15 protein-coding genes are annotated in these 15,335 nt (G+C 73.2%); 14 read left to right on the top strand and 1 reads right to left on the bottom strand.

Annotated elements, in window-relative coordinates:
- Positions 1–36: 36 nt before the first annotated feature.
- Positions 37–771, bottom strand: a complete 735-nt coding sequence (locus ACPXBU_RS19890) for a hypothetical protein (protein WP_425759120.1) — start codon at positions 769–771, stop codon at positions 37–39.
- Between the two features lie 338 nt (positions 772–1,109).
- Here ACPXBU_RS19890 and ACPXBU_RS19885 point away from each other — a divergent pair, with 338 nt between their 5' ends.
- The 14 genes from ACPXBU_RS19885 to ACPXBU_RS19820 all read left to right on the top strand — a co-directional run bounded on the left by ACPXBU_RS19885 (position 1,110) and on the right by ACPXBU_RS19820 (position 15,329).
- Positions 1,110–1,550 (top strand): ribonuclease domain-containing protein, encoded by a 441-nt coding sequence (locus ACPXBU_RS19885; protein ID WP_425759119.1) that lies wholly within the window; start codon positions 1,110–1,112, stop codon positions 1,548–1,550.
- A gap of 16 nt (positions 1,551–1,566) precedes the next feature.
- The gene (locus ACPXBU_RS19880) at positions 1,567–1,932 is read left to right on the top strand and encodes a barstar family protein (RefSeq protein WP_393371762.1); all 366 of its coding nucleotides are present in this window, start codon (positions 1,567–1,569) and stop codon (positions 1,930–1,932) included.
- 210 nt (positions 1,933–2,142) lie between these two features.
- Positions 2,143–3,084: a hypothetical protein gene (locus tag ACPXBU_RS19875; protein ID WP_425759118.1), complete on the top strand. Its 942-nt coding sequence runs from the start codon at positions 2,143–2,145 to the stop codon at positions 3,082–3,084.
- Positions 3,085–3,273: 189 nt separating this feature from the next.
- Positions 3,274–4,443, top strand: coding sequence for a hypothetical protein (locus ACPXBU_RS19870; protein ID WP_425759117.1), 1,170 nt, complete (start codon positions 3,274–3,276; stop codon positions 4,441–4,443).
- Positions 4,444–4,460: 17 nt separating this feature from the next.
- Positions 4,461–4,889 (top strand): hypothetical protein, encoded by a 429-nt coding sequence (locus ACPXBU_RS19865; RefSeq protein WP_387196822.1) that lies wholly within the window; start codon positions 4,461–4,463, stop codon positions 4,887–4,889.
- Positions 4,890–4,933: 44 nt separating this feature from the next.
- The gene (locus ACPXBU_RS19860; protein WP_393370967.1) at positions 4,934–5,188 is read left to right on the top strand and encodes a hypothetical protein; all 255 of its coding nucleotides are present in this window, start codon (positions 4,934–4,936) and stop codon (positions 5,186–5,188) included.
- A gap of 2 nt (positions 5,189–5,190) precedes the next feature.
- Complete coding sequence (locus ACPXBU_RS19855) at positions 5,191–8,415, top strand: hypothetical protein (RefSeq protein WP_425759116.1); 3,225 nt, start codon at positions 5,191–5,193, stop codon at positions 8,413–8,415.
- On the top strand, positions 8,412–9,890 hold the full coding sequence (locus tag ACPXBU_RS19850) for a hypothetical protein (RefSeq protein WP_425759115.1): 1,479 nt from the start codon (positions 8,412–8,414) through the stop codon (positions 9,888–9,890). Before ACPXBU_RS19855 ends, ACPXBU_RS19850 begins: the two co-directional genes overlap by 4 nt.
- 2 nt (positions 9,891–9,892) lie before the next feature.
- A complete protein-coding gene (locus ACPXBU_RS19845; protein WP_357063288.1) occupies positions 9,893–10,390 on the top strand; it encodes a hypothetical protein in 498 nt (165 codons plus the stop codon).
- Positions 10,390–11,037 (top strand): hypothetical protein, encoded by a 648-nt coding sequence (locus ACPXBU_RS19840; protein WP_425759114.1) that lies wholly within the window; start codon positions 10,390–10,392, stop codon positions 11,035–11,037. Before ACPXBU_RS19845 ends, ACPXBU_RS19840 begins: the two co-directional genes overlap by 1 nt.
- Entirely contained in the window at positions 11,034–13,061 is a 2,028-nt protein-coding gene (locus tag ACPXBU_RS19835; RefSeq protein ID WP_425759113.1) for a hypothetical protein, read from the top strand. The genes ACPXBU_RS19840 and ACPXBU_RS19835 overlap by 4 nt, the downstream gene beginning before the upstream one ends.
- 10 nt (positions 13,062–13,071) lie before the next feature.
- A complete protein-coding gene (locus ACPXBU_RS19830; RefSeq protein WP_393370958.1) occupies positions 13,072–13,395 on the top strand; it encodes a hypothetical protein in 324 nt (107 codons plus the stop codon).
- A 1-nt stretch (position 13,396) separates the two neighbouring features.
- Complete coding sequence (locus tag ACPXBU_RS19825) at positions 13,397–13,900, top strand: hypothetical protein (protein WP_355028719.1); 504 nt, start codon at positions 13,397–13,399, stop codon at positions 13,898–13,900.
- The gene (locus tag ACPXBU_RS19820; RefSeq protein WP_425759111.1) at positions 13,893–15,329 is read left to right on the top strand and encodes a baseplate J/gp47 family protein; all 1,437 of its coding nucleotides are present in this window, start codon (positions 13,893–13,895) and stop codon (positions 15,327–15,329) included. The genes ACPXBU_RS19825 and ACPXBU_RS19820 overlap by 8 nt, the downstream gene beginning before the upstream one ends.
- Positions 15,330–15,335 lie beyond the last annotated feature (6 nt).

The raw sequence follows: 15,335 nt of genomic DNA, 5'->3' as shown, positions 1-15,335 counted from the left end.
GGGTCTGGGTGGGCAGGGCAGCTGGACGGGCGGGAGTCAGGTGGGGGTGGGGCGTTGGTGGGGTGGGGTTGGCGTTGGGGTCAGCGGGGCGCTCGGAGGGTCCGCGTGGTGGTGGAGGAGGTCGGTGATCCATCGCGCGGCTTCCCGTTGGGTGTCGAGCAGGTGGTCGCGGGCGTCGGCGATGTCCTGGTCCTCGCCGTGGGCGCTCAGGATCGTCGTCCACTGGCGGCTCAGTTCCTCGGCGTAGCGCGCCCTGCGTAGCTGCTCGTCGAACTGGTACTCCAACTTCAGCATCCGGTCCACGTGCGGCTGCAGCGCCGGCATGATCCGCTCGTCGAGGCGGACGGCGGCGTCGGGCCGGCAGGTGATGACGACGTCGCCGCGCTGGTAGGTCCACTCCGGATCGTCGGCGAGCGCCTGCTGCAACGCCACCTCCAGGTCACCGGCCCGATGCGGTGGCAGGTCCCGGGCGGCGTCGGCGGCGAGGCGGGTCAGGCGCTGCACGGCGGTGGGCTGGAAGTACTGCACGTACCAGCTGAGCACCTCGGAGCGGAGGCTCACCGGCGACGACCAGGCGAACGTGGCGCGGATGTGGAACGAGTACACGTAGCCGCGCGCGGGCACCGTGATCAGTCGTGGCGCGTCGCGTTGTTCGACGAGCGGGCCGGATGGCGACGGGTCGGCCGCGGAGCCGACAGGTGCCTCGTCCTGGAGGGCGGCGACCAGTCGATCCCAGGTCCGCGCCCACCACCGCCACCCACGGACACTCACGTCGCGGGCGACGGTCAGCCCGCGGATGCCCCGGTGTCGCCACTGGTCCGCGGGTCTCGGCCTCCCATCGGGGGCGTCCGGCATGGCACCCCTCCACGGTCACGGATCCGCGTCCCACGCTAACAACCGGTGCCCGAATCGCCTGCCGCCACGCCGACACCAACCGGACCTCATACCGGCACGAACCGGACCGTCGCGCTCCGCGCGCGGAGAGAGTTCACCGGGCATTGTGGAGCCGTTGGGGTGGCGAGGGGTGCCGCCGTCGGCCGGCAGCGGTGAGACTGGGTCCGATCCGACAGTTACGTCGATCGATGAAGTTGACGATCTGGAGGCAGCCCGTGTCCACCCCCGTGTCCCCGCTCGGCGCGATTCGCCGGCGTACCACCACCCTCGCCCTGCTCCTCGCCATTGTCGCCGCCGCGCTTGTCGGCCCGTCCGTGGTCTCCCCCCGGTTGACCGACTCTGCCTCGGCGGCGGTCTACAGCTCCTGCACCACGAGTCGCTGCGCGGACGCCCGCACCGCCCGCTCGGGCTGGTCGGCCAAGGGGTTCCCGACCAGTCGCGGCTGGTACTCCTGGAGCGGTGGGAAGTCCAATTTCGCCGGCGGGCAGTTCTACAACTACGAGGGTCAACTGCCCACCAACGCCACCTACCACGAGTACGACGTCTACCCGCGTACCCAGGGTGCCGCGCGGGACGCGTACCGGATCGTGGTGAACCGCAGCACCGGGGTCACCTGGTTCTCACCCAACCACTACACCGACTTCTACCGGCTCTGAACAACCTGGGGGCGTGATGGTCGACGAGGGCGCGGACCGCATGCCCGACTGGCTGGTCATCCGCCGCGACGGTGCCCCCGACGTGCCCGGCGCGGTGGTACTGCCCGGGGCGGCGAGTCGGACCAGGGCCGGCCTGGTCGTCGCGCTCGCCGCCGCGCTGGCCCTGCCGGCGTACCTGGGGAACACCTGGGATGCCCTCTCCGACGTGCTCCGGGACCGGCTCGACACCGGCCCGCTCACCGTGCTCGTCACCGACGCCGGGCAGTTGCTCGTCGACGAGCCGACCGATCAGTACGCTCTGCTGCTCACCGTGCTCGGCAACCTCGCCGCCAGCGCTCCGAATCCCTTCCGCCTCGTCCTGCACGACGCCGCGCCGGCCTGATCGGTGCTCCGGCCGTCCTCGACGCACGCTGCCCGGAATCTCACGGCGGGTGACGGCTACCGCTGGCTGTGCGGGTGCTCAGTTTCCGACAGTCCGGGCGGCGGCCGGCCACGGTGACGGTGGTGGTGACGGTCGGGTGACGGGCACCTGGCGATCATCGTGCCGAGCCGGGCATGGTGCACCGGCGCGGGGCAACGGGGAGGCCGTGCGGTGGACTTCGTCGACGGGGTGCTGGTGCGGTTGGCCGATCCGGGCACCCGTGCCGCGCTCTTCGACGACGCGTCGCTGACACATCTGGTCGAGGCCGCGTACGACACCGAGGCGATGCCTGTCGCGCCGCCGTACGCGGCGGTCTTCGACGAGCTGACCCTCGGTTTCGCCGCCGCACCCGTCACCGTGGCCGAGGGGGAGTTGCTGGCCTCCGGTGGCACCGTCCGCAGTGAGCTGCGGGTCCGCCTGCACGGGCTCGGCGGCTCGGCGCTGCGCATCGACGCGTTGTGGCGGGGAAGCCTGGTGGTGCGTACCAGTGCCGCCCGGGACCGGGTCGAGGACCTCGACGTGGCGGTGCCCGCCTTCGACGTCGACCCGCAGATCATCACCGACCTGGGTGCGTTGCCGGTGGACCCGGCGCAACTGGAGACCGAACGCCGGAGCCGGCTGGTGGCCCGACTGCGCGCCGGGCTGCACCAGCCGGCCGCGTTCACCGATGCGCACCTGGACCGGCTACTCGCGGGCGTCGGCGCCGCGAACGCCGGTGACCTCGTGACGCGGATGCGCGGGCAGGCGGCCGGAGCCACCGTGCGGTTGCGCTACGCCGCGCCGCCGGTCGCGCCGCCCACCCCGCGCCCGCTGCCGTTCGCCGCCGCCGTGCTGATCCGTGACCAGGGCTTCTCCCTGGCCGACCTGCTCGTCGAGACCCGCCTCGTGCGGGCCCGCGCCGAGGAGCTGGGGCTCGACGTGCCGGCACCGGACGACGTGCGGCGACGACACCGGGTGGTCGCCGTGTGGGTGGTCCCTGTCGAGACCTTCGACGACGACGGGTGGCCCGGCGGCGACACCGGCACCGACGCGCAGAAGCGGGCGGCCCGCTTCGCGCGGGCCGGCCAGTGGCTCGCCCGCAGTGGCATCGGACTGGCCGCCGTGACGACCTGAGACGGCCGGGTTGCCGCGCAACGACCGCAGCGGCGGGAGCCGCGCAAGGACGGGAGCGGCGCAACCCGCGCAAGGACCGGAGCGGCGCAGCACCCGACAACCGCAGCACCCGACAACCGCAGCACCCGACAACCGCAGCGGCGGGAGCCGCCCAACGACCAGCAGCAGCAACTTCGTCCGGGAGGACCCGTGGCACCGACAGCAGCATTCCCGTTCATCGAGGTCCGGATCGTGCCGCCACCGGCGCCGCTGGCCCAGCGTTCACCGGGCGTCATCGCCGTGGTGGGCAAGGCGCCGTCCACGGCCGACGGCGGTTCGGCGCCGGCGAACACGCCGGTGCGGATCGAGACCCTGGACGACGCGGTCACCAACTTCGCCCGCCGGCAGGCCGGCAACGTGGTCCGCAACGCCCTCTACAACTCCCTGGAGCTGGCGTTCCTGCAGGATCCGCGTCCGGCCAAGGTGTACGGGGTGAAGGTGGCAGGCGACGACTACGCGGCCGCGCTCGGTGGTCTGGAGGCCGCCGACGACGTGACGATGGTGTCGCTGGCCAACGAGTCGAGTGTCGGCAACCCGGCCGGTGCGGGCGCGCCCACCGGGCTGCACGCGCTCAAGGCGCACGTGGAGACGATGTCGGCGGCCGGCCAGCGGCGGATCGGCTTCGCGATGGTCAACCCGGCCACCGAGAAGGGCCCCACCTACGTCGCGGACATCACCACCGCCGCGAACCCGCTCAAGAGCAGCACCAGCCGGATGGTGATGATCGCCGCCAGAGGAGCGGACGGCGACGCCGCGACGGCCGCGATGGCCGCCGTGGCCGGGCTGCCGGTGCACCACAGCATCGTGCTCAAGAAGATCCGCGGCGTGGCCATCCCGGTGGCCAAGCAGTACAGCCCGGCGGAGATCAAGGGTCTCTCCGAGGCCAACCTCACGCCGATCATCGACCCGACGCTGATCACCGGGGAGAGTCTGCACTTCGCCGACGGGCGGCTCTTCACCTCCGACGCGAGCCTGCTGCACGTCGACCTGGTGCGCACCCTCGACCAGATCGAGTTCATGCTGCGCGCCGGCCTGATCGGTCTGGTCGGCGACGCCCGGATCACCAAGCCGGGGATGACGCTGCTGAAGACCCAGGTGGACGGCATCCTCGGCCCCCTCAAGCGGCAGACGGTGATCGACGACTACCGCGTCGAGATCCCGGTGCTGGACATCCTCACCATCCCCGAGGTCGCACGGACCGCCACCGACACCTCGATCGTCACCGCCGCCCGGGCCGACCGCACCGTCGACCTGGTCGTCACCGTCACGTACGGCCCTGCCGTGAGCCGCCTGCTGGTCACGCTCGTGGCCAAGTTCTGACCCGGAGGAACCAGACCATGGAGTGGAAGACCCGCCTCGCGGTGCAGTACACAAAGGGCACCGAGACGGTGCTGATCAGCCCCATCGACTCGTTCAGCCCATCCTTCTCGCTGAACGTCGAGGCGTTGCACTCGTGCGAGGTGACCCACCTGGGTGTCATCCACGCGCCGGTGTCGATGAACTTCACGATGACCGTCAAGGCGATCGGGGACGTCGCCGGCCGGCTCACCAAGCTGGCCCTCGACGGCGAACTGTTCGACATCGCCCTGCTGGAGCACACCGGGGACGACTGGGCGTTCTCGTCCTTCGTCCTGCGGGACTGCATGATCACCAGCGCCACGCCGACCACCGCCACCATCTCCGGCGCTCCCGCCGCGACCTTCAGTGGCTTCAGCCTGGCCGCCTCGGTCGACCCGAAGACCGGCGACCCGTCCGTACTGCCCTGACCGGGCCGGACGACAACCCGCAAACGATCAACCGGAGGTAGGAGATGGCGACCGGTGCTGGCCGCGCCGCCCGGGTCACCCGTACCGGGCTGGCCCTGGTGCACGCGGGTGAGCTGGTGCTGCCGGCGGCCGGCAGCGAGGCGGAGGCCGCGCAGGTGGCCGAGGACGATCGCGCGGTCATCGCGTACCACTTCCCGGTGGAGATCGAGGTGGTCGCGGCCGGCGGCGCGGTCGACGCCGACGCGCTCGCCGACCTCGCGCTGGCACGCCTCGCCGAGCACCTGGACGGGCGGGTCTGACGGTGGCCATCTCGGTGCACGTGCCGGTGCGGGTCCGGCTGGACGCCCGGTCGGTGACCGAACGTCCGGAGGCGGTGACCGAGGCGCTCGCCGCGGCCCTGGCCCGCGCTCTGGAGCACTCCCGCCGCGAGGTGGTCGCGCCCCGCGGCGGCTACCTGGAGGTACGCCCCGAAGCGCCGACCTTCCGCTGGACCGGCGCGGACGGTGCGCGGGTGTCCCCGGACGACAGGCGAGCCTTCGAGGCCCGGCTGCGCCGACGCATCGACGAGGTGATCGCCTCGGCGCGGCTGGATCCGGGGTTGCCCGCCGGGGTGGCCGTGCCGCTGAGCCGACCGGCGGCCGAGGTGTTCGATCCGCAGCGGATGCGTCACCTGCTGGCCGTCTACCGGGTGCCGTCCTACGACGACGGTGGTGACGCCGCCGAGGTGCCGGTGGACGGCGACGAGCCGCCCCCGGTCACCTACCAGTGGTTGCTGCGGCCGGTCACCTACCTGGTCGGTCACTTCGCCGAGCTGGCCCGCGAGGCGGTACGCCAGCACGGTGGCCTGCCGTCGGGTACTCCGCAGGGGGTCATCGCCCGGGTCATCGACCCCACCGGGCGGCAGGTGTGGCTGGTCATGGTGACCACCACCCCGCTGTCGTACCTGACCTTCGACACGTTCGGCGAGACGGTGTTCCGGGCCACCCCGCAGCCGCACTTCGAGGTGGAGGCGCGGGTGCCCAGCCCGCAGCCCGGCGCGGTGCGGCGTCGGCCGGTCGCCGACCGGGCCGGGCTGGTGGCCATGGTGGACGAGGAACTCAGCGCCGACATCCGGCAGCGGCTGCGGACCGCCCAGCCGCGCGGTGAGACCACGACCGCGGACGAGTACCAGGCGCAGATCGAGCGGGCCGTCGACGCCGAGGTGACCCGCCGGGTCGACGGGATCCTGACCTCGGTGGGCGGGGCGTTGCCGACCAGCCTGGTGACGATCAGCATCGGCGGGGTCTCCCTGCTGCTGGTGGGCACCGAGGAGACCGACGCCACCCTGCACTGGACGGGTACGGCAAACCTGTTGCCGATCAGCGTCGAGCAGCGCCCGACGACCCCACCGGACCCGAACGCCCCACGCGGCGGCAGCATCGGCGACGGGACGGGCAGCGGGTCCGGCGCGGGCAGCGGGTCGGGCGGTGGCACCGGCAGCGGACCGGGCGGCAGCGCGGGCACCCGGTCCGGCGCGGGCACCGGGTCCGGCGGCGGCACGGGCACCGGGTCCGGTGGCGGCACGGGCGGGGACGGCAGCGGCGACGCCCGGCGGGGTGGGTTCGTCTTCGACCCGAGCAGCCCCAGCGCCCCACCCGGCGTCGAGGGCCGACGGTTTCCGGCCGTCACCGGCGAGCACTCCGAGCTGCGTGCCTGCGCCCCGTTCAACGGTGAACCGGAGTTGGCCGCGCTCGGGCCGGACGGCGACGAGCTGCGCCGGTTGATGGACGACATCGCGTTCCGGTTGCAGATGGGCGAGCCGTGCCGCTACCCGGCGAACTTCTGCCTCCAGGCCGCCGCCATGCTGCGCGGCCGGGCCGCGGCGATCAGCCTGCTGGTCGGCGGGGCCGAGCGGGAGGCGTTCACCCGGCCCGTGCCGCAGGGCTCCGGAGGGCTCGGCCCGCTGGACTTCCGGCCGGTCGCCTCACCCGCCGTGCAGTTCCTGCGCCACCTCGCCGGGGTGGTGCCGCGCCTGGACCACCTGGCCGAACTGGTCATGGACCGCTACCGCAGGCCCGAGCACTTCGCCCGCATCCAGGGCGGCTGGATCGACTCGTCCGCGTCCTGGAACCTGCACTTCCTGCAGGCGTTCAGCCCCGCCGTCAAGAGCGCCGTCGGGCAGTTGTTCATGGTCGGCAACCAGGCCATGCTCGTACAACTGCTGCTCAGTTCGCGGACCGGCATCGACGCGCGGATCGCCACCTTCGACAGGTACGCGCCGATCTTCGAACGGTTGATCGTCTCCCAGCTCACCGACTACGCCGAGTTGCAGGGGCTGCGCGAGCGGCTGCGCCGACACGAGGCGGCCCGGTGGGTGTCCGCGCACACCGACGTCGGCGGCGGCACCCTCGCCACGGTCAGCGTGGCCAACCCGTCCACCGCGTGGTTCGGGGCCGCCCGCGCGATCTCCAGCGCGTTCCTCGCCACCGAGGCCGCGTTGGGCAGCCCCGGCGCGGCCGGCGAGATCGTCGAACGGGACGGCACCACCCGGATCCGCGACGCGCACGCGGTGCTCTGGACCCTCGCCGAGATCGAGCAGGCGCTCGTCATCCAGCGCGGCGAGGCCGAGGGCATCGACCCGCTGGTCAAGCAGATCACCGACGTGCCCGACGTGCTGGCCCGCTTCGCCGGCGACCGGTCGGCGATCCGCGACGAGCTGTGGCGGGTGTTGCAGGACATGCGGCACAACAACACCGAGATGCTCGGTCGGGCCCGCGCCGACGCCCGGTTCGCGTTCCGGTCCAGTCGGATCAGTGAGCACATCCCGTCGGCGACCATCCCCCGTGGACGCTTCGCCCTGCAGGGCATCCACCTGGTCACCCACCAGCAGATCGGGGAGTTCTTCGGCGGCAACCTCTACTACGCCACGGGCATCGACGAGCTGTTCGGCACCGAACTGGGCCGGGAGGCGCTCAACGCGTTCGCCACGATGGTCGGGATCATCGCCCTGTCACTGCTCTGCCCGCCGCTGGGCTTCGTGGTGGGGGTGGCCGTCGCCGCCGTCGACGTGGCACACGCCCGCCAGCGCGAGCGCCTCTACGCCTCGATGCTCGACCCGGAACTGGTGCTCACCCGCACCGAGGTCGAGGTCGAGCTGTTCGCCGCGTACCTCGGGATGGCGTTGTCGCTGATCCCGGAGGCCGGCACCATCGGCGGCGCGGCCGTGCGCGGCGGCCGGGTCGCCCTGCGCTTCGGCGTCCGCGCCGGGCTGCGTGCCGCCCGGGGGTACGTGGTGCGTCGGGTCACCCGGCAGATCATCGAAGCCGCGTCCCGGGACCTGCTCCAGGGGTTCCTCACCGAGATCCTGCTCAACGAGGTGCTGGAACGGGTGGTGCAGAAGCTGATGGAGCCGGTGCTCGCCTACGTGGAGCGCGAGGCGATGCTCAGCGGCGCGGTCGGCGGCCCGGAGGGCGCCCGGTTCATCCTCATGGTGCTGGACTCCCCGCCCGCCGCCGCCGGGCCGCACGTGCCGGTGGTGCGGCCGTGACCGGGCCGCGCCGGTTCCGCGCCGGCCGGTTCCTCGACGCCGCCGCCGTGCACGCCGCCGCCGACGCCAACCCCCGGCTGCGCCAGTTCATGCGGACCGTCGCCGCGCACAGCGAGGCCGGCGAGGTGCGCTCCCGGCGGCTGCTGGAACACCTCATCCGGCGCATCGTCGACGACGTCGGTGACCTGCACCTGGGCAACGCGCTCAACCGGCTGGAACGCATCGCCGTGCTGCGGGACAACATCGCCGCCATCCTCGACCACGTGTTGGAGGGCGGCACCCTGCCCGACGGGGTGCGGGTGGCCACCCTCGGCGAGTACTTCGACCAGCTCAACACGGAGATGCGCGAGCTGAGCCGGCCGCGCGACGGCATCGTCGGGGACGCCCCGCTGCGGCTGGCCGACGACTCCGCGGCGTACGCCGACTCGCTGTTGCGCGAGTTCGACGCCGCCGGCGGCGCGGCCGGCCGGCACACCGAGCCCGCCGCGATCGTCGGGGACGCGTTCCGGGCCATGCCGGCGGACCGGCAGGCCGCGCTGCGCCGCGCCGCCGAGGTGGAACCGGCCGCGCTGTGGCGCGCCGTGGCCGCCGAGAGCGAGGCCGGCAAGCGGGCCGCGGTCGCCGACCTGGAGACCCGTCTCGGCGGCCGGCTCACCCCCGACGAGCTGACCCGGCTGCGCGCCGCCGTCGACGACCTCGGCCGGGCCCGCTCGCGCGGCCTGCAGGTGAGCGAGGCCCGGCTCACCGAGGCGCTGGCCCGCATCGGCGACCCGGAGCTGCGGGCGGTGGTGGCCGGCGGCGACGTCTGGCTCACCCAGCAGCTCGCCCTGCACAACCCGGAGGCCCTGGCGACCCTGTGGCGGCGCTTCCGGGACCGGGGCGGCCGTGCCGACGACGGCCCCGGCTTCCGCGCCTACCTGCGCCACGACATGGTCACCTACGGTCGGGGCGTGCTCGGCGAGTACAGCGCGGCGTTCTCGCTGAGCAGCATCGAGCTGTTCCTCAAGGGGCCGGACGCCAACGTCAAGGTCGCCGGCACCGACCTGGTCGGCATCGGCCACGACGGCTGGGTGTGGCTGATCGACGACAAGTCGCACCGCGCGCCGAGCGTCGGCGGGGTCAGCGCGCTCACCGACAACCTCGTCACCAACCTGCGCCGCGACGCCGCCGACTTCCGCGCGGCCATCGCCCGGCTGGGCCGCGACGATCCCGGGTTCGCCGCCGACCCGCGGATCCTCGACGCGATCTCCCGGATGGAGGACGCCGCCGCCGAGATCGACCGGATCAACAGGCGCGGGTCGGCGGCCACCCGGCCGGCGCGGATCAGCGCGGCGCTTCAGGAACGCCGGTTGCGGCTGCGGGTCACCAGCGCCGCCGGTGAGGTCCGTGAGATCACCCAGGCGCTGCGCGACCTGGGCCTGGCCGTCGAACCCACCGGTCCGCCGGTGCCGCTGCCACCCACCGGAGGGCGCTGAGCATGGCCACCACCAGTTTCCTGCGGTACGGCACGGTGCCGTCCGCGATCATCAGCGACGGGATCCTGCCCATCCCGATCTGGGCCGTCACCGCCATCTCACTGGCCCAGACCTACCACCTGCCGCCGATCGGCTCCACCGCGCACAAGGCCATCGTGGCCACCCACGACGACACCATCACCCTGACCGGGGTGCTGGTCGGCCCGGAGCGCTACGCCTGGAAGTTCGCCCTGGAGACGATGGCCGAGGCCAGCAAACGCGGCACCGCACTCGCCGCGTACTCCGGGGGGAAGTTCGGCGGGCTGATCCTGGTCACCTCGATGACCATCCGCACCGACATGCAGGTGCAGTCGCTGACGTTCAACGCCTCCGCCGCCCGCCGCGACGTCCTGGACACCACGATCACCCTCGTCCACGTGCCCCGTCCCAGCCTGCTCGGCAAGCTGCTCGACGTGGCCAGCATCGGAGTCGGCGCGCTCGCCGACGGGTTGGGCAACTGATGCCACAGTTTCCGATCGACCGCTACCTGCTGCCGGAGACACCCGTCGAGGTGCCCGACGGGTTCACCGAGGTACGGCAGAGCCTCACCGCCGGCCTGCCGCACCGCGTCGAGCTGGGCGCCGGTGTGCACGCGGTGCTGATCCTGCCCACCGGGCTGGCCCGGCAGTGGCTGCACACCGACCCCCTCGCCGTGGTCAGCACCTCCGCCGACGACCTGGCCCCCCGACCCGCGCCCCCGGCCGTGCCCCCGCCCCCGGCGCTCGTCGGCCGGGTGCCGCTGCGCCTGGTGGTCCGTCAGGGCACCCGGATCCTCGGCTCGGTGCCGCTCGCCGCCGGGCTGCGCCGGGTCTGCCCCGACGCCGGCCCGGCGGTCGCCACCGGAGCCGCCCCGATCGCCGTCGAGGTGGTGGTGCTCGGCTGGCTGCTGCACGCCGGGACGGTACGCGGCTCCGGCGACTACGGCTCGTCCATCGCTCTGGCGTGGCGGCGCGCCGACCGCGCGACGGACCAGTTCGGGCCGCCGCCGATAAACGAGTTCGTCTGGCGTCGCCGCCCACCCGCGCAGCGCGTCGAGTCCGAGCTGGGCCCCGGCCGGCTGCGCTACCGCTATCTGCTCGACAAGAAGCTGCGGAGGGTGCTCCGATGACGCTCACGCCGTTCCAGACCGGTCAGGTCCGCCAGGGCGCGGTCGGCAACGACGCCGGTTGGACCCTGACGTTGCACCGCGAGGCCCCGACCGGGCTGAGCCCCGACGTGGTCCTCAGCCTGTCCAGCGCCGACTACTACGCGGCCATCGACGCGGCGCTGCCCGACGGGCTGGGCCCCGGCGCGTACACGGTCACCGTGCAGGGGCTGATCGACGAGCACTTCGCCGCGCTGCGCACCGCCGAGGGACAACCGCCGCTGGTGGCGAAACTGCACCTGTACTGGCGGGACGCCAACACCTCCGTCGGCGCGTTCTTCACCAACCTGGTCGGCGTCAACGCCGGCCCGACCCCGGCCGAGCTGACTCAGGCGCTCGTCGCCGTGCTGCGGGTGACGAAGGTACGGCGGCTCACCGGCGACCGGACGTACGACACCGAGCTGACCCTCGTCGAGCAGGCGTACGCCCGGCTCGGTCAGCGGGTCGCCGAACGGTTCGAGGCGGCGACCTTCAGCGCGGCGATCCGGGCCGTCGCCGAGCGGACCAGAGTGGACATCGCCACCTGGGGCGCGAACCCGGACGGCACGATGACCTCCGGCGCCACCGAGGCGGCCGGCGACGAACGTGTCGCCTTCGGCGCCGGGCTGCTCTACCGCGCCGCGGTGGAACGGATCGGCGGCGCGTTGCAGCAGTCGCTCAACGCGTACGGGCGGGGAATGCTGCTGATCCGCGACGGCACCGTGCACGTCGGCAGGCGGCCGATCCCCTACCCGGAGGGGGAGCCGAAGCCGCTGACCCTCGCCACCGGCCTGCTGGAGTGCACCGAGAACGGCACCCAGGACACCGACCCGTATGCGGCCACCGAGGCAGGCGGCCCCGCCGCGCCGCGCCGTCGGGCGTGGACCCTGACGCTCAAGGGGCGGCCCGACCTGAAGCCCGGTGACCTGGTGTGCTTCGACCCGCCGGCGGTGGACGAGGCCACCACGCTGGGCAGCGTCGGCGCGGCGCTGCTCGGCTCGTTCGCCGCACCGTTCGTCCCGTCGACGGGGGAGTTGGGGGCGGGGGCGAAACTTCTCTACCTCAGCGCCGCGCGGCACACCCTCTCGCGTACCGCCGGTTTCGTCACGGTCGTGCAGGGCGTCGAGGTCACCTCGGGCGCGCAGGCGTGGGACAGCTGGAGCGACGCCTCCGGTGTGGGCACCGCCGAGCCGGCCGGCCCGGCGTCCTCGCCCGGCGTGGCCGCGGCGGAGGCGGTGCGCCGGGCGGCCCGCGCCGCCCGGGGCGAGACGCGCGGCCTGGAGATCGGCGAGGTACGCGCGGCGGCCACGAACGCCAGCGGCGCGGTCGAGCCACCGGCACAGACCGAGACGGTGTGGGAGGGGTTGGCCCGCCCGGACGGCCGACCCAACGCCGCCCGCCGCCTGCCGGTACGCCGGGAGCAGCCCGCGCCGCTGCCCGGGGTGACCTACCTGACCCCGTTCGCCTGGGGTGGTTGCGGGCTCATCCTGCCCCGCTACCCGGGCACCCGGGTGGCGCTCGCCTACCGCAACGGCTCACCCGACGACCCGGTGGAGGTGGGCGCGCTCTGGCCCACCGGGCACGCCCCGGTGTCGCAGCCGGGGGACTGGTGGCTGTCGCTGCCGGTGGGGGTGGCCAGCAACAGTCGCTCGTCGATCGGCGACACGGTGGTGCCCGCCGACCACGACGGGAAGGTGGCGCACGACCTGACCGACGGCGACGGCAACCGGGTCATCGAGCTGGGTGAGCTGACCGTGCGGGTGGGCCGGGCCCAACTCCAGGGGCGGGGCCAGCGCCCGGCGCGCGCCGACGAGGCCGACAGCATCACCATCGAGCACGCCGCCGGCGGGTCGTCGATCGTGCTGAAGCAGGACGGCTCGATCACCATCACCGGCACCCGGATCGACCTGGACGCGGGCAACGGCGCGGTGAACATCAGCGGCGGCACCGTCACCATCGCCGCCGACGACGTCGACGTGCAGGTCGACAACGCGATGAACGTCCACTGAGGAGATCGCTATGGCCTTCGTGCTCACCACGTCGAGCGACGTGCACTGCCCCAGCCAGGGGACTGTCACCCCGGCCGGGCAGAGCAAGCTGACCGTCGACCACGTCGCGGTGACCCGCCCGGACGGGATCAGCGGGAAATCGGTCGCCGGGTGCACCATCACCACGAGCAACTCCACGAAGCAGTGCAGCACGGTGACCGCGGCGACCGGTGCCGCCAGCAAGCTCAAGGTCGGCGGGGCCGGGGTGGCCCTGGACTCGCTCAGCGGCGCCACCGACGGCAGCACTCCCGGCCTGTCCGCGACTGCCGGGCAGAGCAAGCTGAAGGCGGTCTGAGGTGGACCGGACCGAGCGGGAACGCCAGGCCGCCCAGCGTCGCTACCTCGGCTGGGGCCTCGCCTTCGAACCCACGATGCCCGGCGTGGACCTGGCCCGCGACATCGTCTTCGACGACGGCCCGAACGGCCGGGTGCTGGCCCTCGTCGCCGGCACCGACAACGTGGCCCAGAGCCTCGCGGTGGCGCTGACCACGTTGCGCGGCTCGAACGTCTTCGACGCCACCTTCGGCTTCGACGGGCTCAACGCCCTCGCCGAGCAGATCGAGCCGAACCTGATCCGTGAGCAGGTACGCATCGGCATCATCACGCTGCTCGACCGCGACCCCCGCGTCCGGAAGATCGTCGACGTCAACCTCGACGACGGCCGGCTCGGCGCGGGCCGTGCCGACGACGCGGCGGCAGCCGCGCTGCGGTCCTCCCGCACCCTCCAGGTGCAGGTCCAGTTCGAAACCATCACCGACGACCGGCTCTCGGTGCATCTCGGGGAGCTGCCCAGTGTCTGATCCCACACTCCCGGCCGAACTGGCCGACGTCCTGGCCGTCGACGCCGCCGCGCTGCGGGCCACCGGCTCGACCGGCTTCGGCGTCGTCGAGAGCGGCTTCGTGCCGAAGTCCTTCGCCCGACTGCTCGCCGAGAAACTAGCCACCGCCCGGCTGCTCTTCGGCGACGACATCGACCTGACCAGCGGCGCCGTACTGCGTAAGGTCCTCGAACTGGCCGCGCTGGAGGACGCCCGACTGTGGGCGGCGCTCGGCGCCGTCTACGACAACTCGTACGTGGTGTCGGCCACCGCCGACGCGTTGACCCGCCTCGGCGAGGAACTCGGCATCGGGCGGCCGTACCTGCCGGCGAGGGGGACGGTGAAGCTGAAGCTGAAGGCCGCCCTGCCCACCGGCCGTACCCAGCTCACACTGCCTCGGGGCGCGCGTTTGTCCACACCCGGCGGGCACCACGTGGCCCTGGACGAGACGGTGGTGCTCTCCGCTGCCGTGGGCGAACGGACGCCGGCCGTCGCCGCGTTCTACCCCGGCCCGGCGCACAACCTCGACCCCGCCCAACCCAGCCAGAAGATCGACCGCTGGAACCGGGCCGACACCCTGCTCGCCGACCTGGACGACGCCGAGCAGGCTGCCGGCGCCGAACTGGTGGAGATCACCCACACCGTCGCGCTGACCGGTGGTGAACAGCAGGCGTCCGACGCCCGCTACCGGCAACTGCTGCTGGCCGCGCCCCGCTCCATCTGGACCGCCGAGGCGATCGGCCTGGCCGTGGCGACAGTGCCCGGCGTACGCCAGGTGCAGGTCTTCGACGGCCGGGGCGGGCTGGACCTCAACCAGTCCATCTTCGGCAACTTCAACTTCATCGAGCGGGTCTTCAGCACCGAACGCGACCTGGGCAACCCGTACTACGTCACGGTGCTCGTCGCGCCGACCGCCGCGGCCATCTGGGACGGGCCGGACGGGCTGCACGCCGCCGTCGAGTCGGTCATCGAGGATCTGCGCCCGGTGGGCATCTTCGCCTCGGTGGACCGGGCCGACGAGGTGGGCATCGGCGTCGAGGCCGACCTGGTGATCCGGGGCCTGCCCCTGCCCACCGGTTCGAAGGAGACGGTGAACGCGTCCACCGCCGCCACCGAGCTGCGCGCCCGCCTGCACGCCCGACTGCGCCGCTACGTCGACGAGCTGCCCTTCGGTGAGCCGGTCCGCGCCGCCGAGGTGATCTGGACGCTGATGAACGAGCCGGGCGTCGCCGACGTACGCGGGCTGCGGCTCGTGCGTTTTCCGGCCGACTCGGCGGTGGTGGTGACCGGCAGCGCGCCCACCGGCGACGGGGTGCAGCGCCTGCCGGTCGGCGACAACGCGGTGCTCGCCGCGAACCAGGTGCCCGTCTACGTCGACCGGGACGACCCCCGGCCGTTCCGGATCGTCTGAGCGGGG

The organism is Micromonospora sp. DT231, assembly GCF_049847025.1.
Classification (GTDB): Bacteria; Actinomycetota; Actinomycetes; order Mycobacteriales; family Micromonosporaceae; genus Micromonospora.
This window is presented reverse-complemented; position numbering and strand designations above follow the sequence as displayed.